Origin of the sequence: Sphingomonas sp. YR710, assembly GCF_900101455.1 — a bacterium.
In the GTDB taxonomy this organism is placed as follows: domain Bacteria; phylum Pseudomonadota; class Alphaproteobacteria; order Sphingomonadales; family Sphingomonadaceae; genus Rhizorhabdus.
The window spans coordinates 274,772-296,159 of sequence record NZ_FMZJ01000003.1 but is presented as its reverse complement, the minus strand read 5'-3'; the positions used below and the strand labels follow the sequence as shown (position 1 = coordinate 296,159).

Here is a 21,388-nt window from a genome sequence, read left to right as displayed (position 1 = left end):
GAAACCATAGTCCTTCAGTGGGGAGAGCCAAGCATGTCGATCGTTCCCGTGCCGGATCGCGCCAGATCGAGACCACATCTGTCCCTCGGTCGTATATTGCAGATGAATCTGGGATTCCTCGGCCTTCAGTTCAGCTTCGGGCTCCAGCAAAGCAATATGGGACCGATTTACAGCTATCTGGGTGCCGATGAAGCGAGCCTGCCATTGCTGTGGCTTGCCGGCCCGATGACAGGGTTGCTGATCCAGCCGATTATCGGCGCGATGAGCGACCGGACGGTTTCCCGTTTCGGCCGGCGCACGCCCTATTTCCTGGTCGGCGCGGTGTTGTGCAGCCTCTGTCTGTTCGCAATGCCCTATAGTCGCGCCTTATGGATCGCTGCGAGTCTGTTGTGGGTGCTCGATGCCGCGAACAACGTCACGATGGAGCCGTATCGCGCTTATGTGAGCGACCGGCTGGACGAGCGGCAGCGTTCGTTCGGCTTTCTCACACAAGCTGCGTTCACCGGCCTCGCCCAGACGCTCTCCTACCTCGCCCCGTCGCTGCTGGTGTGGTCTGGGGTGGACGGCAATCTTGTCGATGCCAACGGAATCCCGGTGATCACGCGGATCGCGTTCGTAGTGGGGGCGGTCCTGTCGCTGAGTACGATATTGTGGTCGATCGTCCGCGTTCCCGAATTGCCGCTGACCGAAGCCGAACGGGCGGAGATCGCGCGCGAACCGATGTCGTTCGGCCAGACGGTGCGCGATCTGCGCGCGGCCGTCGTCGAAATGCCGCAGCCGATGCGACAGCTTGCGGTGGCGATGCTGTTCCAATGGTATGGCATGTTCGCTTACTGGCAGTTCGTATCGTTCGCGCTGGCACGTTCCTTGTTCGACGCATCTGATGCCAGGAGCACGGGCTTTCGGGAGGCCGTGCTCGTCAACGGGCAGATCGGGAGCTTCTACAATTTCATCGCCTTCGTCACCGCCTTCGCGATGGTGCCCTTTGCGCGGCGTTATGGTGCGCGGCCCCTGCACGCCTTCTGCCTGGTGGCATCGGGTGCCGCGATGGTCGCGATCCCGATGCTGGGCAGCGAACGGCTGCTGTTCGTGCCGATGATCGGCATAGGGCTGGGCTGGGCGAGCATGATGGGCAACCCCTATATCATGCTGGCAAACAGCATCCCGCCGGCGCGGACCGGCATCTATATGGGCATCTTCAACATGTTCATCGTGATCCCGATGATCATCGAAAGCCTGACGATGCCGCTGATCTACAGGCCGGTGTTGGCCGGCGATCCACGCCACGTGCTGATATTCGCTGGTGCATTGATGCTTGCGGCGGCGGCGGCGACGATGCGGATCGTGGCGCCTCGCACGCCGGCGGTGATCGCGGCGGCGTGATCAGGCAGAGGCGCGCAGCACCAGTTCTGGCGGCATGGTCACCGAGGTCACCTCCTTGCCCTCCATCCGACGGAAAAGCATGTCCACCATCAGTTCTGCGCCGCGCGCCACCTCCTGCCGGATCGTGGTAAGCGGTGGCGTGGTGTGCATCGCCAACAGCACATCGTCATAGCCGACGACACCGACGTCCTGGGGAACCCGCTTGCCGCGGGCGGCCAGCGCCCGCATCGCGCTCATGGCAATGACGTCGGATGCCGCAACGATGCCGTCGGGCGCGGGATTGTTGGCAAGATATTGTTCGATTTCGCTGAACGATGTGTCGCTCGTCAGATGCAACGGCACAAGCATGCCCGGTCCGGCGCCGGCGGCGGCCAGCGCCTGTTCGAATCCGGCGTGGCGCGCTGCGAATTCGGGGACGTCGATATTGCCGAAAAAGGCCAATTGGCGGCGGCCGTGCGCGAGCAGATGTTCGGCCGCCATCCGCCCGCCGGCGACATTGTCCGATCCGACTGTGATCTGCGCCATGCCCGGCATCGCAGCACCCCAGACGATCATCGGGTGGTAGCGAAGCGCAACCCGTTCGATCACGCCGGCCTGGTTCGACTGGCCGATGATGATCACGCCGTCCACCCGGCCGGCATCGACGATGGCGTCCAGCCAGCGGTCGTCGCGCGGGATCACCCGCGAGAGCAGCAGATCCCGGCCACGCTCCGCGATCGCATCGGCCAGGCTGCCAATCATCCCCATGAAGAAGGGGTCGGAAAGGTGCTGATCCTTTTCATGGCCCAGTGGCAGCACGACACCGATCGCGCCGGTACGTTTCAGCCGCAGATTGCGGGCCGCCTGATTGATCTGAAAGCCATGTTCACGGGCAAGTGCCGTGACGCGCTCGCGCGTCGCCACGGCGATGGCCGGATTTCCGGAGAGGGATCGGGATACGGTGGCCACCGAAACGCCGGCGAGCTTTGCGAGTTCGGCGAGTGTTGTGACAGAGAGTTTTGCCATAAGCCTCATTTGCACGAGCCGCTACGCACGACAATGTCATGCACGGCGCAAAAGTCCAGGTGGTGCATTTTCCCAAGATTTGGCGCGAGGCGACACATGACAATGCTCTCGCAGCGATGCGAGTTTGGCAAAACCTCTGAGGATCGGGCGTCGACCAATTTTGGCATGGCTTGTGCAGCCTGGCTGGCAACAGAGGGGCACAGCGCTCCGCTCGCCAGAGGAAAGTTCGATGCAAAGCTCTCAGCCGTCACTTTTCGCCCGTCCGGACACCTTTCTGGGTGTGTGCGAGGCGATCGGGCAGGATTTCGGATTCCATCCCAATTATCTGCGGATACTGCTCGGCGGATCGCTGCTGCTGAGTCCGGTCATCGTCCTGTCGACCTATCTGGCGCTTGGTGCGCTCGTCCTGCTCTCGCATCGGCTGTTCCCGGCGCGGCCTGCCAGCGTGGCGCGGTGTGCAGGAGCGCAGGAATCCGAGCTGCGGGCCGAAAATGACGAGGTCGTGATCGACTTCGCCGCAGCCGCCTGATGGGCATGGCGGTCGGTCTGGCGATGCGGACCTATTCCGGGGGGGCGGATGTCGCGATCAGCTCGACGATATCGAGATCATAGGATTCCCATCCGCGCTGGCGCGATGCCTCGATCGCAGCGGTGCGCTTCTTTTTCGCTTCGGCCAGCGATTTGGCATGGCCCCAGAAGACTTCTGTCTTCGCGGGGCCAAGATGGGCGACGATTCGCCAATAATGGCTGAACGCGATCGCGGTCGGGCCGATCGTCTTGACATAACCATCCGGCAGGACCGCCGTCAGGTAAAATTTCTTCCTGGCCATCGCGGCATCCCATAGGGAAAATCGATCGTTCGCGGCGCGCTTCGAATCTCGCTGAATGTGGGCGCGCTGTTAGGCATGTCAGCCAAGCCATGCGAAATCAAACGATCGATTGCGGCCAAGCGGGCTTGGCAAGGCGTACATACTCCTTAAAGATGAAGCGCATAAAGCGAGCCTGGCAGCACCGGCTGCCGCCTGTAAGCGGGCGGTGGCGCGGCCTTGAACGGACGGAAGGCACGAAATGGCGGATTCGGAAAGCGCGCCGGTAAGACGTTTGGGCGCGCTTGAGCCGCTTCGCGAACGGACGTTTCGGACGATCTGGTCGGCAAGCCTGCTGGCGAATTTCGGGCAGCTCACCCTCGGCGTCGGCGCGGCCTGGGAAATGACGCGATTGACGTCTTCGGCCGGTATGGTCGCGCTTGTCCAGTCGGCGATGATGCTGCCCCTGATGCTGGTATCGGTGCCCGCCGGCGCGATCGCCGACATGTTCGATCGGCGCAAGATCGCGATAGCAGGGCTCTGCTTTGCGATGATCTGCGCGATCGCGCTGACGATGCTGGCGATGGCCGGCCTGACCACTCCCTGGGTAATTTTGGCTTTTTGCTCGCTGATTGGCGGCGGCGTCGCGCTTTACGGTCCGGCCTGGCAGGCGTCGGTGCGCGAGCAGGTGTCGCCTGAAATTCTTCCGGCGGCGGTGGCGCTGGGCGCGGTCAGTTATAATCTCGCCCGCAGCTTCGGGCCCGCACTGGGGGGGCTGATCGTCGCAATGGCAGGCGCCAAGGCGGCGTTCGGCGTCAATGCCATACTTTACGCTCCGCTGCTGCTGGCCTTCTTTTTCTGGAATCGGGTGCAATTGCCGGGCCGGTTTTCCCCCGAGCGGCTTGATCGCGCGATCGTTTCGGGCGCGCGTTACGCGATACATTCGCCGCCGATCCGCATCGTCGTGATCCGGTCCTTCGCTTTCGGCGTGAGCGGATCGGCGATGGGCGCGCTGACGCCGCTGATCGCGCGCGACCTGTTGCATGGCAACGCTTCGACTTATGGGCTGCTACTGGGCTCGATGGGTGTCGGTGCGGTTGTCGGCGCGCTGATGATCAGCTGGATTCGCGAGCGGCTGAAGGCTGAGCCTGCGGTCCAGTTTTGCGCCGTCCTGACCGGTGCGATGACGGTGGCAACTGGTCTCAGCCATAATATCGCGCTTACCTGCCTTGCCATGGTGGGCATGGGTGCCGCGTGGATGGCGCTGGTTTCGTTGCTGAATGTCGGCGTGCAACTTTCGGCACCACGCTGGGTGACGGCGCGCGCGCTGGCCTGGTTCCAGGCAGGTCTGACCGGTGGCATGGCGCTGGGCGCATGGATGTGGGGATATCTGGCGGGTGCATGGCTGGGAATTGGCGGCGCACTCGTCGCGTCCGGTATTGCGATCGTGGTCATGCTATTGATCGGCCTGGTCCTGCCGATGCCCGGCGTCTCGGAGGCAGAGACGGAAATGGTGGATATCGGCAATGATCCGGAGGTTGGGCTGGCGATTACGCATCGCAGCGGGCCGATCATTATCGAAGTCGATTATTGGGTCGATCCCGCCGAAGCCCGCAACTTCTACGATGTGGCGCTAAAGCTGCAGAGCGTGCGCAAGCGCAATGGCGGATTCGACTGGTCGATCGCGCGGGATCTGGAAGTGCCGGAGCTGTGGACCGAACGCTTCCACTGCCCGACATGGGGCGATTACCTGCGGCAGCGCAACCGCATGACCCAGTCCGACGTCGATCTGCAGGCCAAGGCGGACAGCTTTCACGCAACCGGCATGACGGGCAAGCGCGTTCGGCGCAGGCTTGAACGGCCGATCGGATCGGTGCGGTGGCGCGCCGAGACGCCCGACCCGCGGGACATGCCGATCAGCATATACGCACCTTGAGCTTGCGCCTTTTCGCCCGTTCCATGATGGTCATGCCGAAGCGGCACTGCGCCGCGCGCGGCACAATCTGAAGCAGAGGAGCATCGCATGCTTTACCGCACACTCGGTCAGGATCTGAAGGTTTCCGCGATCGGCCTGGGCTGCATGGCGATGGTGGACAAGGGCGTCGGCGTTTACGGCAAGTCCGACGAGAAGGAGGCGCTTGCCGTCGTGCATCGCGCGATCGAACTTGGCGTCACCTTTTTCGATACGGCGGAGGTCTATGGCCCTCATATCAATGAGGAATTTGTCGGCCGGGCGATTGCCGGGCACCGCCACAAGCTGGTGATCGCCACCAAATTCGGTTTCAGGATCGGCGAGGGCACCAGCGGCACCGACAGCAGTCCCGAGAACGTTCGTCGCGCATGCGAAGGATCGCTGCGGCGGCTCGGCACCGATTATATCGACCTATTCTATCAGCACCGTGTGGATCCCAACGTGCCGATCGAGGAGACTGTGGGCGCGATGGCCGAACTGGTGGCGGCCGGCAAGGTCCGGCATATCGGTTTGTCGGAGCCATCGGCCGCGACGATTGCGCGGGCGCATGCCGTCCACCCGCTCACCGCGGTCCAATCCGAATATTCGTTGTGGGAACGCGGGATCGAGCCGGAGATCCTCCCGGCTATGGTCGCGCGGGGAATCGGGCTCGTGCCTTATTCGCCGCTTGGCCGTGGTTTCCTTGCCGGCGCGATCCGATCCCGCGCGGAACTCGCGGAAGGCGATTATCGTTTGCACGATCCACGCTATTCCGAGGAAAATTTCGACAAGAATATGGGTATCGTGCAGGCGGTCCGGCAGATCGCCGGGCGTCATGGTGCATCGGCGGCGCAGGTCGCGCTCGCCTGGCTGCTCGCGCAGGGCGACCATATCGTGCCGATCCCCGGGGTGAAGCGCCTCGCCACGATGGAGGATAGCATAGGTGCCGCCGGCCTGGCGCTGACGGTCGACGATCTCGCAGATCTTGCCGCCGCAATTCCGCCCGATGCGGTTTCGGGGCCGCGTTACGGCGAGCGGGCGATGTCGATGGTGAGGCTATAGAACGGGGCCCTTCTGTCCTCCGGCGCGTTGGTTTAACAACACACCCTTAAACAAGGGGATCTGCCATGCGCCGCCTTTTCATTGCCGCCTTGCTCTTGTCTGTCGCCATGCCGGCGGCGGCCGCGCCCGTGGATGATCTGCAGGGTGTGGTCCGGGATCATTGGGCATGGTTCCTGAAGAACAATCCGATCTACGCGACCATCGTCGGCGTGCACGATTATGATGATCAGATCGGCGACTATAGCCTCGCCGAGGCTGATCGCGAGGCCGCGCAGGCGGCGGTGTTCATCAAGCGGCTCGATGCGATTCCGTCAGCCCGGCTTGCGCCCGACGAACAGACCAACAAGGCGATTCTGCGCCGGCTGCTTTCCGAACAGGTCGAAGCGAACGGTTTCGGTGAGCGGATGATGACGTTTTCGACGCTGGGGAGTTGGTTCCAGAATTTTGCCGGCCTTGCCGACAATGTGCCGATGCGCACGAAGGCCGATTTTCGCTCTTACCTGACCCGACTTGCGCTGTTTCCCAAGATCAACGCGCAGGAACTGGAGATCACCCGGCAGGCGGTTGCGGGCGGTTATATGCAGCCGTGCGTTTCGCTCGACGGGTTCGAGAAGACGATCACGGGTGTGATTGCCGCCAATCCTGAAGAATCGCGCTTTTACGCGCCGTTCAAGGCCGCCAGGCCGTTCGACGTCAGTGATGCCGAATGGGCCGAGATGAAGGTCCAGGCGAAAACCCTGATCAGCGGGACGCTAAACCCCGAATATCGCAAGATCGGCGATTATTATCGCACATTCTATTATCCCAAATGCCGCCAGACCTTCGGTGCGGCGGCACTGCCCGACGGTGCGCGATATTACGACTTCCAGATCCGGCAGCAGACCACGACCACGCTGACGGCCGATCAGATCCACAAGATCGGGCTCGACGAGGTGACGCGTATCCGGGCCGAAATGGACGGGCTGGCAAAGAAGGCTGGTTATGCCAGCCGGCAGGACTTCATCCACACGCTGCGCACCGATCCCAGATATTACCCGAAAAGCGCGACCGAACTGATGGGCGCGGCTGCGCTGCAGGCCAAGATCAACGACGGCAAGATGCCAGGGCTGTTCGCCACTCTGCCGCGCCTGCCTTATGGCGTGCGCGCCATTCCGGCTGAGACCGCAGAGGGCAGTACGACGGCTTATTATTTGCCGGGCTCACCGCCTGCCGGCATTGCGGGGACATATTATGTCAATATATCGAAACTCGATCAGCGCCCGCTTTACGAACTGCCGGCACTTACTGCCCATGAAGCGGTGCCGGGCCACCACAACCAGATCGCCCTCCAGCAGGAACTGAACCTGCCCGAATTCCGCAAATATATCGCCTCCTTCACCGCGTTCGTCGAAGGCTGGGGCCTTTATTCGGAACATCTCGGCATCGAAATGGGCATCTACGACACGCCCGAGAAGGATATGGGCCGGCTCTCCTACGAGATGTGGCGTGCTTGCCGATTGGTCGTCGATACCGGCCTGCACGCGCAAGGCTGGACGAAGGCGCAGGCGGTTTCCTTCATGAAGGAGAATACCGCGCTCACCGATGCCAATATCGACGCCGAGGTGAATCGGTACATCAGCAATCCGGGCCAGGCGCTCGCCTACAAGCTTGGCGAACTCCGGATATTGTCGCTGCGTCACAAGGCGGAGTCGGCATTGGGGCCGCGGTTCGATGTGCGCCGCTTCCACGATGCGGTGCTGGGGCAGGGGCCGGTGCCGCTCGATGTGCTCGAGGCGCAGATCGATTCGTGGATCGCGCAGCAGTTGCGCACGGCCGGCTGAATGGTCTGAGGCGCACATTCGCTGTCGGTCCGGCGCGCATGCGGGGCGCCTCGCGGATCGCCGGCTTGCGCCCGTACACGCTCTGTTAGAGCAGGATAACCGATGATACGATCGGCCTTCCTGTTGGCGCTAATGGCCGAAATCAGCGGCACCGCGCTGCATGCCGAGCCGCTGCAATTCGTCTATAAGGGCAATGGCTGTGATGGGCGTGGCCGGATCGCACGCTATGAGGGCGTCATCGGCCGCAAGCTCGATGGCATCAGCGATTTCTTCGCCAAGGATAGCTGGAAATCGATGCTGAGCGATGCCGATTGGGCGCTCGGCTGCTGGCAGGCGATGCCGCGCCCGATGGCGATCGGCGTGCCATTGATCGTCAACGGCGGGTCGCTGCGGGCGGCGGCCAATGGCGATTATGATGATCAGTTTCGCAAACTCGGCGCCCTGCTGGTCGCGAAGGGGCAAGCCAGTGCCATCCTTCGGCTGGGTTGGGAGTTCAACGGCGGCTGGTATCCCTGGAAGGCCGATCGCGATCCCGAGGCGTTCGGGGGAGCATTTCGCCGCGTCGTGGGCGTGCTGCGATCGACTCCGGGCCAGCATTTCCGGATCGTCTGGAATCCCACCGCCAATGCCGGATCGGTGGCGCCGCAGGATCTCTGGCCTGGCGACGATGTCGTCGATCTGATCGGCCTCGATTTCTACAATCAGAGCTGGCGCCGGCAGGATGCCGATCCGCAGGTGCGCTGGCAGAATTATCTGACGGGCAATTATGGCCTGAACTGGCTGGCGCGTTTCGCGGCTGCCCATCGCAAGCCGATCGCGATCCCCGAATGGGGCACCGGCACCCGGCCCGACAAACATGGTTTCGGCGACGACCCGCTGTTTATCCATAATATGGCGGCATGGATGCGCGCGCATGACGTGCTCTTCCACAGCTATTGGGATTATACTGCGCCCGATTATGATTCCACCATGTCGGCCGGCAAGTTCCCGCAGACACTGGCCGCGTACAAGGCCGAGTTCGGCGGGGGCGTGCGGCCGCCGCGTCGCGGGGAGGGGCGTCGCCACCGATCGTCCGACGGGCCCTTCTGATGTATTGCGGCGTTCAACCGGTGACGGGATGAACGATGATCGATGCGATGCGGGCAGGTTTTCAAGACAGGCTGATTGGCGCGGCGGGTACTGCCGTGATGATCGGCTTGCTTGGTTGCGCCCTTTTATTTGGTCTGTCTGTCAAGATGGGCGCGCGGGGCGACCAGCCGATGACTATGCTGAATCTCCATATGCAACCGCCGCTGCACCCCAAAGTACATGCCGAACGAGCCTCACGCCATAAGGCTTCCGGCCGCGCGTCGCCACGCAATTTGAGGAACAAGCCGGCCGAGATCGTCGCGCCGCCGACGCCGGTGATCCTGCCTGCCCCGATTCCGGTGGTGTCGGCGCCAAAGGCCGGGCCCGGCATGGCCGCGGCTGCAGGTGCCTCCGATCGGCTGGGGCCGGGCTCGGGGGCCGGGGGGCAGGGGGATGGCACGGGCAGCGGCGGATATGGAGATGGCGAGGGCGGCGGCGAGAGGCCACCGCGGCAGATCAAGGGCCGGCTGAAATTCGGCGACCTGCCGGCCGACCTGCGCGAGCGCCGGATCGGCGGCACCGTATCGGTGCACTATAGCGTCGAAGTCGACGGCAGTGTCGGCGATTGCGCCATCATTGGCTCAAGCGGAAACACCGAACTGGACCGGCTCACCTGCGAGCTGATCCGCCAGCGTTTCCGCTTCAGGCCGTCGCGCGATCATGATGGCCGACCCGTACGATCGGCCATCGAGGAAGAGCATAGCTGGACCTATGACGGGTCCGAGGAACCCCGTCCCTGAACGCTCAGTCGATCAGCAGCCGTTGCGATGCCGCGTATTCGACTTGTCGAGGTGCCGCCCGAGCAGCGCACCGCCGACGCCGCCGGCTACCGTGCCGAGAGCGCCGCCGCCCAGCGCATTACCGATCACCGCACCACCGACGCCGCCAGCCACCGTTCCGACCGCACCATTACCGCCGCCGCACTTGCGGTGATAATAACGGTGCCGCTTGTGATAAACATGGCGGCCGTTGCTGCTGTAGGCCGAACTCTGCGCGGACGCCGCCGCCGGCACGACGACGGGGGTAGAGACCAAAGCCGCCAGGGCAACCATCGCAATCTTCATCTTCATCATATTCTCCTTCTTCTCGGCGAGTAACGTTCGAAGGGGGCGAATGGTTGCGTCGCCGAAATATCGGTATTTCGGCCATTTTCGGCAGGTATATTTCAGGGGCGTAATACTTAATTCTGCCTGTCAGCGATGCCGCTCAACCACCGACGATGCATCCGCCTTGGGCATTTCCTACGATGCAGCGGCGCTTCGGCTTATCGGCCTCGTGTTTCCCGGCGGGCTGGGTGATGACTGTCGGCTGCGGCCTATCCGGCATCGCGCTCGTGTTCTGGAAGGACAGGATGAGCCATCGGTCGTCGACCTTCTTCAGCACCTGCGTCTGGATGCCGCTGCGCGCGACGTCTGCAGCCGACCCGATCCCGGTTATCGTCCAGTTGACATAAGCAAGCGCCAGGTCCGGCGACAGGCTGCGTATATTCACGGCATCGATCCGCAGGTGGCTCTTGGCAAAAACTGAAGCAAAGGCCTGGGCGATCATCAGTTCGGTGGCATCCCGGCCGTGCCACTGGCTCGCGCGCACATCGATGACGTCGGCATCGGGCGCGAACAATTGCGCGAGGCCATGGGCATCATGGGCATTCCATGTGGTGGCCTGCGCGGCCTCGACATCGCGAATGGCGGTGTCGTCAGCCGGTGTCGCGTCAGCAGTACTGGCCAGCGCCAATAGCGCGCCGGCAAACACCCATTTCACAAAGCCCATGGTCCAGCTCCCTCGAAATCCACATCGATGCTATGCGGCAGCCGGCGTGAGCGCCAGTCCCGATCGAGGGATCTAGACTGGCGCTCGAATGACTACGATTGGTAGATTGCAGATTGGCGGCGTTGAAGGGAAACATGTCCATAACGGCCATTGACCGGCCCCAAAAACGCGCAGATTTATAACGGATGCTTCCACACCTAACCGTGCAAGCGTGGTGGTCCCAGTCAGCAGTCGGGATCGTTTCACAGACCACGTCCGAGAGTGAGATAGCTGCCCTTGAAACCCGATACAGCATTTTAATTCCCGATGATTTCCGCACCTATCTCGGAGAGGGCGCTCCAAAGAAGGAAAACTGGGATGCCGAAGACGGCAATTGGTGGCCTATCGGCCGCATAAAAAACATTCCGGACGAGTATGAACACGCCGTCAGCGAACCAATCGCGTCGAACGCATCAAAGCACCTGATCTTCCTCGATTACAGCATCTGGTGTTGGGCGTGGGCTATTTCATGTGCGGATGATGAAACATGGGGAAAGGTAGCTCTCATCGGGGGCCTACCGGATGGGTATGTTGCCGACACTTTCGAGGAGTTCGTCGAGCGATATACCAATAACTGGGCCTCGATCAGCCAGGTCCAGAAAAAGGCTGCTACTCCCGGTAGGTTTCGGAGATGGCTGCGGCGCAGTAACCGCTCGCACATGACTCGTTAAACGCGTTGGCGCATTTGCTAAATAATGCCGCTGAAAATGGGAGAAAATCGCCTCGAAAAGCCCCAATAAAGCATCGTTTCATGCGCATTGCTGCGAAACCCTGTTGTGCGGTAGCTTGTTGCAAGAACGATCGATCTTTTTTTTGGGGGGGGAGCGATGAGCGGCACATCTGCGAAAGCACCTTGGCATCTTTGGCTGGTCGCCGTGATCGCCATCCTCTTCAACGCGATCGGCGTGTTTGACTTCGTGATGTATAGGTTGAAGGGCCGGGCCTATCTCGCCGGCGCGGGCATGACGCCGGACCAGATCGTTTATTATCAAGGCATGCCGGCCTGGGTGACGATCGTCTGGGCGGTTGGCGTCTTTGCGGCTTTGCTGGCGTCGATCCTGTTGCTGTTGCGGAACCGCCACGCATTTCCCGTCTTCGCGTTGTCGCTGGCGGCATTCCTGATCAATCTCCTCCACAGCTATGTCCTCACGGATGGTGGCGCGATCATGGGACGGCAAATGGCGATCACGAATGGCATCATCGCCGGGCTGCTGCTGCTCTTCAGTTGGTACGCGCGGGCAATGGCCGCAAGGCATGTGTTGCGCTGACGGCGCACCGCATCAGCCTTTCCTATCTGACGAGAATATCCGGCCCTATCTGCTCGATACGGGTAATGCCGGTCAGCGCCATGGCGACGCGCATTTCGGCCTCGACGAGCTGCAGCATATGCGCGACCCCCGCCTGTCCGCCACCCGCCAGCGCATAGGCCCAGGCCCGGCCGAGCAGAACGCCGCGCGCGCCCAGCGCCAGCATGCGAACGACGTCGAGCCCGGATCGCACGCCCCCATCCGCGAGCACGGTCAGTTTGTCGCCGACGGCTGCCGCAATGGGCGGCAACATGTGCGCGGTGGAAGGTACGCCGTCGAGCTGCCGGCCGCCGTGGTTCGACACGACAATCCCGTCGGCGCCGATCGCGGCCGCCTCGCGTGCGTCTTCGGGGTCGAATATGCCCTTGAGGATCAGTGGCCCGTCCCAGATGCTGCGCACGAACGCCAGGTCCGCCCAGGAGACGGTCGGATCGAAATTGGCGCGCATCCAGCCGAAGAAATCCTCGATACCGCTTTTGCCGCCCAGCACCGGAGCGACATTGCCCAGATTATGGGGTCGCCCCAGCAGCCCGACGTCCCAAGCCCAGCGCGGGTGGCAGGCGGCCTGCCACAGTCGCCGCATATTCCCCAATATCCCCGGCGCGCCGGCCAGCCCCGAACGATAATCGCGATAGCGCGATCCGGGCACGGGCATGTCGACGGTGAAGATCAGCGCCGAGCAGCGTGCCGCTTTGGCACGCTCCAGCAGATCGCGCATGAAGGCCCGATCGCGGATCATATAGAGCTGAAACCAGATCGGCGCCTTCACGCCGGCGATGACCTCCTCGATCGGGCAGGCGGACACCGTCGACAGGGTGAACGGAATGCCGGCGGTCTCCGCCGCGCGCGCCGCCTGCACTTCGCCCCGCCGCGCACTCATGCCGGCGAGGCCGATCGGCGCGAGCGCCACCGGCATCGCCGTGCTGTGGCCGAACAATGTGGTTCCCAGGTCTATCGTCGAGACGTCGCGCAACACCCGCTGGCGCAGCGCAACCTGTTCCAGATCCGCGATGTTCCGCCGCACCGTTACCTCGGCATAGGATCCGCCGTCGATATAGTCGAACAGGAAACGGGGCAGACGCCGCCGCGCAAGTTCCCGATAATCTGTCGCCGATGCTGCCTTCATGCGCCCTTTCTATCGGTTCTCCCGTCCGCCGCCACCCCGCTATCGGCCAGACTTCGCCACGGCTGAAAACGTCGCGAAAATCTGTTAAACCAGCCTTCCTTCGACTCGACAGTCCCGCTGTCGGAACGACGACCACGATGATGGCCTGCCCATGCGGGTGCTGCGTGCCGATCGACGATCCCGGAAGCCGCAGCGGCGCGGACCGGGCAGGAGGAGGATATCATGATCGCGATCACTGAAAGATCATTGCAGCCTGCGCCCGAAACGATTGAAATCCGCCGGATCGGCGCTGCCGATCTCGGCTGGGCATTGCGGAGGGGCTGGGACGATTTCCGCGAGAAGCGCGGTGATATCATCGTCATTGCCATCATCTACCCGATCGTCGGACTATTCACCGCCGCGATCGCCGTGCAGGGCAAATTATTGCCGTTGATATTTCCACTGTTCGCGGGTCTCTCGCTGATGGGGCCGGCGATGGCGGCGGGCTTCTACGAATTGGCAAAGCGCCGCGAGCAGGGTGAAGACGCCCATTGGCGGCATTTCCTCGATGCCTATCGCGGGGCGACACTGGGGGCGATCCTGCCGGTGACGATATTCCTGGCACTGCTGTTCATGGCATGGCTGGGTGCGGCCTGGTTGTTGTACGTCGCCAGTTTCGGGCCGAATATTGCTTCGGCACCTGATGGCTTCATCGCGATGATGCTGGGAACGGCGGCGGGCTGGCGTGTGATATTGACTGGCAATCTGGTCGGCCTCGGCTTCGCGGCCGTCGTGCTGGCCACCAGCGTGATCTCACTGCCGATGCTGGTCGACAGGCACGGCGATCCGATGGCGGCGGTGATACTTTCCGTGAGGGCATGCTGGCACAATGCCGGCATGATGGCCGTGTGGGGTTTGATCGTCGCTGCGCTGCTGGCGATCGGGACGATGGTGATGCTGGTCGGACTGGCGGTGGTGCTGCCCGTGCTCGGCTATGCGACCTGGCATCTCTATACGCGGATAATCCCATCTTCCCGGGATGGCCGCCCATCCTCATGAAGGTAGCCACTTGATCGCACGGATATGGTGACGTCAATCCAGGGCGAGCTGGCGCAATCGGGCGATCGTATCGAGATGCATTGCGTCGTACAACTTAATGACGTTGTTCAGCGGATAGTCGTCCGGCTGGCGCATCCACCAGGCGAAGATTTCGAACGTGCAACTGGCGTAGAAGCGGATCGAGAGATCCAGCGGCAATGCAGGATTGGCGCGCTGGTAGGTGTCCGCCATCGCCCGTGCGGCCAGCGCAAACTCCTCGCGCATGGCCGAGGCGGCGCCTCCTATCAGCAGCGATTTCCACAGCCTTCGGCGTTGCTGTATATATTCACATGCGTCCCTGCCGCGCTCAGCCCGCCCGGTGTCGAACGCGCGCTTCGTCAACGACAATAATGTGTGGACCTCGCTCCGGGCGATATCGACCAGCAGTTCTTCCTTGCTGGCGAAGCGGCGGAAGAAGGTGGGATAGCTCAACCCTGCGACTTCGGTGATCTCCCGTAGAAGAATCTGGTCGAGCGGCTTGAGTTCGAGGAGTTCGAGAAACGCCGCGTGCAACGCGTCGATCGAACGCTGCGCGCGCGCGTCGATCGGCTTCGTCGGCGTGTTCGTGCGCTTTCTCGCCAAAAAATCCGATCTCCGTGTTGAGGCTATGGTCCGAAATTCCTTGGGACAAGAAACTCCGCTGACCAACATTCATTCTGAGAAAATTCGGGGCTTGGTGCAATTCTTGTTCACGCGCTTCTTCAATTGACGCTGTCCTGCAAGCTTCTTCTAGCCGCAAGCAGGTAGTGGAACGCGGCCCATGGCAGGAACAGGCTGGCGATCAATATGCCGTACCGCAGGCTCTCGGTGCCGAAAGCGGGCGCAAGAAGGTCGCTCGCGAGGCCGATGATATAGGGACCGAACCCCAGGCCAAGTGCCGAGTGGAAGAAGAGCACCAGCGAAACGGCGGTCGCGCGCCGATGGGGCTCGACGAACGCCTGCAGCGCGGCGATGGCTACTCCGGACGCGACCGACGAACCTACCGCCATGACGATCTTGAACGTCAGCGCCATCCACACGACGGGGCTGAGCGCGAGTAGGACAGCGCAGGGAAAGGCGAACAACGTCGCGATTGCAGGAATCCATAGCTCCCAGCGCGTGTCACGGCGTGCCGCCCATGTCGCGACATAACCGCCCGCCAGCAGGCCGAGAATGCTGCCGACCGCCGTCGCCAATCCTGCCCAGGCGCCGACCTGCGCCATGCTTAGCCCAAAGCTGCGCATCAGGTAGGACGGATTCCATTGCCCGATACCGAGCGATGTGATCCCCGCGAGCGTATAGGCGATCATGATATGGATGAATGCCCGCCGGCCGAGCAGCGCCCCGAAAACCCGGCGGATCGGCTCGTTCCCGGCCTCCTTGCGTTGCGGCCGGAGCGACTCCGGCACGGTGAACAGCACCAGCAGCGCAAATGGGAGCCCTGCGAGCCCAATCAGCTGCAAACAGGCGCGCCAACCGAGATAATGCCCGAACACGCCGACGATGAAGGTCCCAACGCTGATTCCGATCGTCCCGCCGCATTGGAATATGGCGATCGTCAAGGTTCGGCGCGTGCGCGGAAAGGTGTCGGCAATCAGCGAATAGGAAGCAGGCAGGCTGCCCGCTTCTCCGATGCCAACGCCGACGCGCGCAAGGAACAATTGTGGAAATGTGCGTGCGAAACCGCTCAGCGTCGTCATGACTGTCCATAACGCCAAGCAGGCGGACAACAGGCGCGTGCGTGAGGCGCGATCGGCATAGCGCGCCAAGGGTAAGCCCAGCGCAGCATAAAGCAGCGCAAAGGCCAGCCCGGAAAGAAGGCCCAATTGCTGATCGCTCAGGTGAAGCTCGCTCTTGATAGGCTGCAGCAACACCGCCAACGCGATTCGATCCATCTGGGCGAGACTGTTGATCGCCGTCAGCACGGCGAGACCGTACCACGCCCTCCAGGGCACCGGAGCCGAAGCCTCGCTCATTTTCTGCTTTCCCTTTGACCAGCAGCTCCACAGAAGCCGACTTTGAACCGGGCACCAATTTATGCGGGTACTCGTAATGCTAACGACACATTCCACATATCGATACGAGAAGGGCGCGGCACCGCCTGAAGGCGGCGCCGCGATAAGGCATCAATTTCCGAAGTTGTAGCGAAGACGGGCGCCCCAAATGCGCGGTTGGCCCAGCAGGAGATTGTCGTAAGCGGCGCTCGACGTTGTGGCGACAGCATAGATCTTGTTGGTGACGTTGGTGCCGAAAATTGCGGCATCGAAAGCGCTGCCCAACACACTGTTCCAGGTGAGATTGAGGTTGAGCAGGTCGGTCGCCGGGAGAACGCCGAACAGCGCGGTCGCATTGGCGACCTGTTTGTCGGTGTGGGTGAACGTTGCCGACACGGTCATGTCGCCGCTCCTGGCCGGCAGGGGCACCGTATAAGTCGCGGTTGCCGTCACCCGATTTTTCGGTGCGAAGGTCAGGCCTGACCCGTTGATGACCGTCGGCGTGATCGAGGTTATGGCGCCTCCGGTCACGGGGACGGACGCCGGAATCCCTGTAATCCTGGTGGTGAGATAGGTATAGCCGACATCGATCCGCAGGCTATTGAAGAATAGCGCCGAACCATCCAGCTCCAGACCCTTGATCGTCCCCACGCCGGCATTGAGGATGGCGATGCTCGAAGTCAGTCCCGATGAGGGGAGCGGTACAGTGGTGCCCGCGACCTGCGCGTCGTGGATTTTGTTGTAGAAGGCTGCGACGTTCAGATAACCGCTGATCTGGCCGTGAAACGTCGTTTTAGTGCCGATCTCGTATGAATCGACGGTTTCCGGTTTCCAGGTTTCCGCGGCGACCGGCGTCGTGTTGATGCCGCCTTGCCGATAGCCGCGCGCATAGCGGCCGTAGAGCATGATACCACCGGTTGGCTTGTAGGTCAGGTTGGCATTCCAGGTCGGTTTGCGTGAGTTCTCGTTGAATTCGGCATGGCATTGGGCAGGGCTGGTTACGGTAAGGGCGTTGGGCCTGCCCGCGGCGTTGAATCCCGAGTTGAAGCGAAATGTGTCGGTGCAGACACGCGCCTGGGTAGCGGTGCCGACGCGTACAATCCGGGAATTCTCGGCCTCCGCGTGTGATTTATCCCAAGTATATCGCGCGCCCAGAGTCAGTGCGAGCTTTTCGGTGAAGTCATAGGTGCCTTCGCCGAACAGGCCCTTGCTGTCATAGTCGTACTTGTTGCGGGATTCCGAGATGGAGCCGATCCCGAATGGGTCGGTGCATTGCTGCGTGTCGTAATTTGTGCAGCTCAGCGAAACAAAATTACGGCGCGGATCGATTTTCGGCTCGCGATTTTTCTCGTAATAGCCGCCCAGCACCCAGTTGAACTTTTCACCTTTGCCCTGAATCTGGAATTCGTCGGTCAAGGCGAATTTTTCGACGCCATCCTGCCCCGGAATGACGCTGGAGACGTTGAGGTTGAACGGCGTGCCGGGGACGAGCGAAATAATAGCTGCGCCCGCCGCCACCTGTAGTCTCGGTGTCCGGGCCGATACGACCGGATTGTCGCTGAACGAACTGATCCGCGAATTCTCGCGGTACTGGCCGTAGCTCGCGATATTCTTGACCTTGATGCTGTCGCTGGCGTCCCAGGTTGTGGTGTTGATGGCCTGCCACTGCTCGATATCGAGAAACGCGCCCGGCGTGTTGACGTCGACATCCAGCAGCCCGTCGCCGCGCGCAGCCTGCCGGTCGATCTGATCGCAGGCTGCCGCCGCCTGGATACCATTGAAGTTGGTGGGGTTGGTTGGTGTGGCTCGGTTGCACGAAATCAGCCGTGCCGCATAGCCGTTGGTCATCGACTTGCTGTAGTGGACGATCGTGACACTCTCGAGGTTGGGCGTCAGCTCCGCGAGGACTGTGCCGCGCAGCGCGATATAGTCGGTGTCGTTGAACGTGTCCGGGCCTATGCCCGAGCGATTGCGCAGATAGCCGTCGCGCTTGTTGCGATCGACCGCGAAGCGCACCTTGAACGTGTCGGCAAGGGGGATGTTTATGACCGCCTGGACGCGGCGCGCAGAATAGTTGCCAAGCTGACCCTCGACCCATCCTTCGAACTTGTCGGTCGGCCGGTTGGGCACGAGCAGGATGGCGCCGCCGGTTGTATTGCGGCCGAACAACGTACCCTGCGGCCCCTTCAGCACCTGCACGTTTTGAAGATCCATGAAGACGCCCGGCCCGACCGTGTTGCCGGAGAGTGAACCGCCCTGGACCCGGATGCCGGGAACTTCGGCGAAATAGACGCCGACCGAGGGCGAGGTGCCGGGGTCCTGGCTGAAGCCGCGAATGGCGAAAGTCGCCCGTTCGGGGCCAAAGCGCTGGTTTACGGAGAGGCCGGGGGTGTAGGAGGCCAGATCCGCGAGCTGGACGACGTTGCGGTTGGTCAGCGCCTGCTGGCTCAGGACCGAGATCGAGATCGGCACGTCGCTGAGTTTTTCTTCGATGCGGCGCGCGGTGACGATGATGTCGCCTTCAGGCTTCTCCTGCGCATATGCTGGTAGCGTCGGAGTCATTCCGATGGCTGTGGTCAGAAGAAGCGCGATTCTGTGATGCTGCTTTTTCATGTCTCTCTCCCAATTTTCATGTTTTTGATTGTTTTGTCGTCGGATCAGCTGTGGCGCAATTCCTCCCGAATAAGAGCGGCGATATGCTTCGCGCCGGTTTCTCCTAGCAGGATCGTATAGTGATTTTCGCCGGAGACTAGCCTGTCGTGCAGGCTGGCGACACGATCGCACCATTGGCGGACGACCGCGTCGGAATATTGCGGATGCTCTTCGTCCGCCATGTTGCGCGCTGCACGGATCAGTGTTGCGCGATGCCGCAGTTGGACCATCGCCCGTTCGGCGAGACCGCTCTGCGCATAGGTGCTGGCAATATCAGCCGTGAATGCTTCGGGTTTCAGATTGCAACGCAACGAAGGTGCCGTTCCGGCCAGATCCGTCGCGAAGGCGCGCTTGATATGTTCGTTCCAGTGGTGGCCGAGACCCGGCTGCCCGCGCCAGATATCGAGATAGGTATCGACCGAGGCGAAGGTCGATGCCAGCCGCGCCAGCACGCGTTGGCTCGCGCGGTCGGTCGATTGGTCGCTAGCAACCCCTGCCGCCGGCGGCAGTCCCCCATCGACCAGCAATATGCTTCGAACCAGATCGGGATGAAGGTGGGCGACAGCAAGCGCCACGACGGCACCCCAGGAGTGCCCGACAAGCACCACGGGAGGGCCGCCCAGATGCGCCAGCACTGCCGCAACATCCTCTACATGGGCTTCAAGCCCATAAGGCGGGGGGAGTTCAGCGCTCGCACCGCGGCCCCTGAGGTCGGGGGCGATCATGCGTGCAGAGCCGGCGAGGCTTTCGCCGAGCAAATGGAATTCGGCGTGGTTGAGAGTCAGTCCATGGAGAGCCAGAACCGACACATCACCCTCGCCCCATGAACCGATATGGAGATCGCCGCCGGCAACCGGGACTTCCAGGCTCTGGAAGTGCGCCATATGCTGTGTCGCCCCAAGCGTTGCCATGTCAGCCGATCTGGAGGCTGGAGGCGCTTGCCGGTGTGAACGAATAGACGCGACAGGCATTGTCCCGGAGGATCTTCGCGCGCTGATCGGTGGTCCGATCGGCCAGATCCCGCTGTGCAGCGGCGGCAGAATGCGGAAATTCCGCGTCGGGATGAGGGAAATCGGTTTCGATCATGACATTGTCGAAACCGAGATAGTCGAGCGCTTCCCACCCAGTATCGCCCGCAATGGCACTGATGAAGATCGATTGGCGAAACAATTCAAGCGGATCGAATCCATCGGGGATGTCGCCAAATACGGAGCGCTCACCGCGCGAAGCGGTATCGCCCGTCAGGATATCGCCTTCGAAGTCGGTCTTCGCCGTCCGTGCCCAGCGCCAGCGGTGGAGATCGCGGCGCATACGTTGGAGTATGGGCGGAACCCAGCCGATGCCGCTCTCCGAAAGCACGATCTTGAGATCGGGATGGCGCAACAGATTGCCGCTCCACATCCAGTCGACAAATGCGTCGACCGCGCCGAGCGCCATGAATGAGGCACCTTCGATCAACGGAGCATCGGGGGCCATCATGCGCCGGACCGAGGTTCCGAGATGGATCGACAGCGGAAGCCCGTTATCGGCACAGGCCTTGAACAAGGGATCCCAATAGCGATTCTTGTCATGGAGCGAGGGTAGTCCGATCGACGAAGGATTCTCTGTGAAGGAAATCGACTTTGCGCCCTTCGCCGCGGCGCGGCGGGCTTCCTCTGCCGCCAGCCCAGCGTCCCATAGCGGCACCAACGCGAGCGGAATGAAACGGTCGGGCGCACTGGCTGCCCACTCATCGATCATCCAGTCGTTATAGGCGCGGATGCAGGCTAGCCCGAGGTCTTTGTCTTGTGTCTCCAGGAATGTCTGCCCGCAGCTGTTCGCATATGTCGGGAAGATCAGCGAAGCGATGATGTGATCCTCATCCATCGCCGCAAGGCGTACTTTAGGATCGCCCGAGCCTGCCGACGGCGGCGCATTCAAATTCATTGGCATCGGGTCCCATTCGGTGCTGGGCGTTCCCGCAACAGCGACGAGGCCTGTAATTACCTTTCGCTTACCCTCCAGCTCCCACTTCCAAACGCCGTCATCGCAGACGACCTTGGGGGCTCGGTCGCGATATTTCGGCGACATATGGCGCTGCCATACATGCGGTGGTTCGACGACGTGATCGTCGACCGAAATCATCCAGTCTTTGTAATTGCTCACGCGTCTGCTCTCCCGGGTGGCCGGTCTATTATTTATCTTTGTTGATTGTCACTTGCGTGGCCATAGGGGTGACCCCGCACGCGGATGCTGTCAATCTGTGGGAGAGTGGCTGCAGGGAAGCGGTAGCTCGAAGATGTGGTCACA

20 protein-coding genes are annotated in these 21,388 nt (G+C 61.9%); 10 read left to right on the top strand and 10 right to left on the bottom strand.

The annotated features are described in order from the left end of the window. The first annotated feature begins 33 nt into the window (after window positions 1-33). Window positions 34-1,383, top strand: a complete 1,350-nt coding sequence (locus BLS13_RS06020; RefSeq protein WP_093450575.1) for an MFS transporter — start codon at window positions 34-36, stop codon at window positions 1,381-1,383. On the opposite strand, the gene BLS13_RS06015 is transcribed toward BLS13_RS06020, so the two are convergent. Then, window positions 1,384-2,388 (bottom strand): LacI family DNA-binding transcriptional regulator, encoded by a 1,005-nt coding sequence (locus BLS13_RS06015; RefSeq protein WP_093450573.1) that lies wholly within the window; start codon window positions 2,386-2,388, stop codon window positions 1,384-1,386. A gap of 229 nt (window positions 2,389-2,617) precedes the next feature. Between BLS13_RS06015 and BLS13_RS06010 the strand changes: the two genes are divergently transcribed. After that, window positions 2,618-2,917: a hypothetical protein gene (locus tag BLS13_RS06010; RefSeq protein WP_093450572.1), complete on the top strand. Its 300-nt coding sequence runs from the start codon at window positions 2,618-2,620 to the stop codon at window positions 2,915-2,917. A 31-nt stretch (window positions 2,918-2,948) separates the two neighbouring features. Here the strand turns inward: BLS13_RS06010 and BLS13_RS06005 are convergent, their stop codons facing one another. After that, a complete protein-coding gene (locus BLS13_RS06005; RefSeq protein WP_093450570.1) occupies window positions 2,949-3,218 on the bottom strand; it encodes a hypothetical protein in 270 nt (89 codons plus the stop codon). Between the two features lie 238 nt (window positions 3,219-3,456). Between BLS13_RS06005 and BLS13_RS06000 the strand changes: the two genes are divergently transcribed. From BLS13_RS06000 to BLS13_RS05980, 5 genes are all read left to right on the top strand, one after another. Beyond that, complete coding sequence (locus tag BLS13_RS06000; protein ID WP_093450569.1) at window positions 3,457-5,130, top strand: MFS transporter; 1,674 nt, start codon at window positions 3,457-3,459, stop codon at window positions 5,128-5,130. An 87-nt stretch (window positions 5,131-5,217) separates the two neighbouring features. Continuing rightward, entirely contained in the window at window positions 5,218-6,207 is a 990-nt protein-coding gene (locus BLS13_RS05995) for an aldo/keto reductase (RefSeq protein ID WP_093450567.1), read from the top strand. 65 nt (window positions 6,208-6,272) lie between these two features. Further along, window positions 6,273-8,027 carry a DUF885 domain-containing protein gene (locus tag BLS13_RS05990; protein ID WP_093450566.1) on the top strand — a complete coding sequence of 585 codons (1,755 nt, stop codon included), beginning with the start codon at window positions 6,273-6,275 and terminating at the stop codon, window positions 8,025-8,027. Window positions 8,028-8,129: 102 nt separating this feature from the next. Then, window positions 8,130-9,116, top strand: a complete 987-nt coding sequence (locus BLS13_RS05985) for a glycoside hydrolase family 26 protein (RefSeq protein ID WP_143011888.1) — start codon at window positions 8,130-8,132, stop codon at window positions 9,114-9,116. Between the two features lie 170 nt (window positions 9,117-9,286). Next, complete coding sequence (locus tag BLS13_RS05980; protein WP_256325724.1) at window positions 9,287-9,895, top strand: energy transducer TonB; 609 nt, start codon at window positions 9,287-9,289, stop codon at window positions 9,893-9,895. Window positions 9,896-9,907: 12 nt separating this feature from the next. Here the strand turns inward: BLS13_RS05980 and BLS13_RS05975 are convergent, their stop codons facing one another. After that, window positions 9,908-10,225 (bottom strand): hypothetical protein, encoded by a 318-nt coding sequence (locus BLS13_RS05975; RefSeq protein ID WP_176943454.1) that lies wholly within the window; start codon window positions 10,223-10,225, stop codon window positions 9,908-9,910. Between the two features lie 136 nt (window positions 10,226-10,361). Next, window positions 10,362-10,925: an SgcJ/EcaC family oxidoreductase gene (locus BLS13_RS05970; RefSeq protein ID WP_093450564.1), complete on the bottom strand. Its 564-nt coding sequence runs from the start codon at window positions 10,923-10,925 to the stop codon at window positions 10,362-10,364. A 185-nt stretch (window positions 10,926-11,110) separates the two neighbouring features. Here BLS13_RS05970 and BLS13_RS21185 point away from each other — a divergent pair, with 185 nt between their 5' ends. Both BLS13_RS21185 and BLS13_RS05960 read left to right on the top strand, forming a co-directional pair. Further along, the gene (locus tag BLS13_RS21185) at window positions 11,111-11,635 is read left to right on the top strand and encodes an SMI1/KNR4 family protein (RefSeq protein ID WP_093450562.1); all 525 of its coding nucleotides are present in this window, start codon (window positions 11,111-11,113) and stop codon (window positions 11,633-11,635) included. 156 nt (window positions 11,636-11,791) lie between these two features. Beyond that, entirely contained in the window at window positions 11,792-12,232 is a 441-nt protein-coding gene (locus BLS13_RS05960) for a hypothetical protein (RefSeq protein ID WP_093450560.1), read from the top strand. A 22-nt stretch (window positions 12,233-12,254) separates the two neighbouring features. Here BLS13_RS05960 and lldD read toward each other — a convergent pair whose 3' ends face one another. After that, entirely contained in the window at window positions 12,255-13,397 is a 1,143-nt protein-coding gene (lldD, locus tag BLS13_RS05955; RefSeq protein WP_093450558.1) for an FMN-dependent L-lactate dehydrogenase LldD, read from the bottom strand. A gap of 222 nt (window positions 13,398-13,619) precedes the next feature. On the opposite strand from lldD, the gene BLS13_RS05950 reads away from it, so the two are divergent. Further along, window positions 13,620-14,435: a DUF2189 domain-containing protein gene (locus BLS13_RS05950; protein ID WP_093450557.1), complete on the top strand. Its 816-nt coding sequence runs from the start codon at window positions 13,620-13,622 to the stop codon at window positions 14,433-14,435. A 33-nt stretch (window positions 14,436-14,468) separates the two neighbouring features. On the opposite strand, the gene BLS13_RS05945 is transcribed toward BLS13_RS05950, so the two are convergent. From BLS13_RS05945 to BLS13_RS05925, 5 genes are all read right to left on the bottom strand, one after another. Beyond that, window positions 14,469-15,056, bottom strand: a complete 588-nt coding sequence (locus tag BLS13_RS05945) for a TetR/AcrR family transcriptional regulator (RefSeq protein WP_176943453.1) — start codon at window positions 15,054-15,056, stop codon at window positions 14,469-14,471. 119 nt (window positions 15,057-15,175) lie between these two features. Further along, window positions 15,176-16,429: a spinster family MFS transporter gene (locus BLS13_RS05940; RefSeq protein ID WP_093450554.1), complete on the bottom strand. Its 1,254-nt coding sequence runs from the start codon at window positions 16,427-16,429 to the stop codon at window positions 15,176-15,178. 150 nt (window positions 16,430-16,579) lie between these two features. Further along, window positions 16,580-19,060, bottom strand: coding sequence for a TonB-dependent receptor (locus tag BLS13_RS05935; RefSeq protein WP_176943452.1), 2,481 nt, complete (start codon window positions 19,058-19,060; stop codon window positions 16,580-16,582). Between the two features lie 44 nt (window positions 19,061-19,104). Continuing rightward, on the bottom strand, window positions 19,105-20,010 hold the full coding sequence (locus BLS13_RS05930; RefSeq protein ID WP_176943451.1) for an alpha/beta fold hydrolase: 906 nt from the start codon (window positions 20,008-20,010) through the stop codon (window positions 19,105-19,107). Between the two features lies 1 nt (window position 20,011). Beyond that, entirely contained in the window at window positions 20,012-21,244 is a 1,233-nt protein-coding gene (locus BLS13_RS05925) for an amidohydrolase family protein (RefSeq protein ID WP_093450550.1), read from the bottom strand. Between the last annotated feature and the right edge of the window lie 144 nt (window positions 21,245-21,388).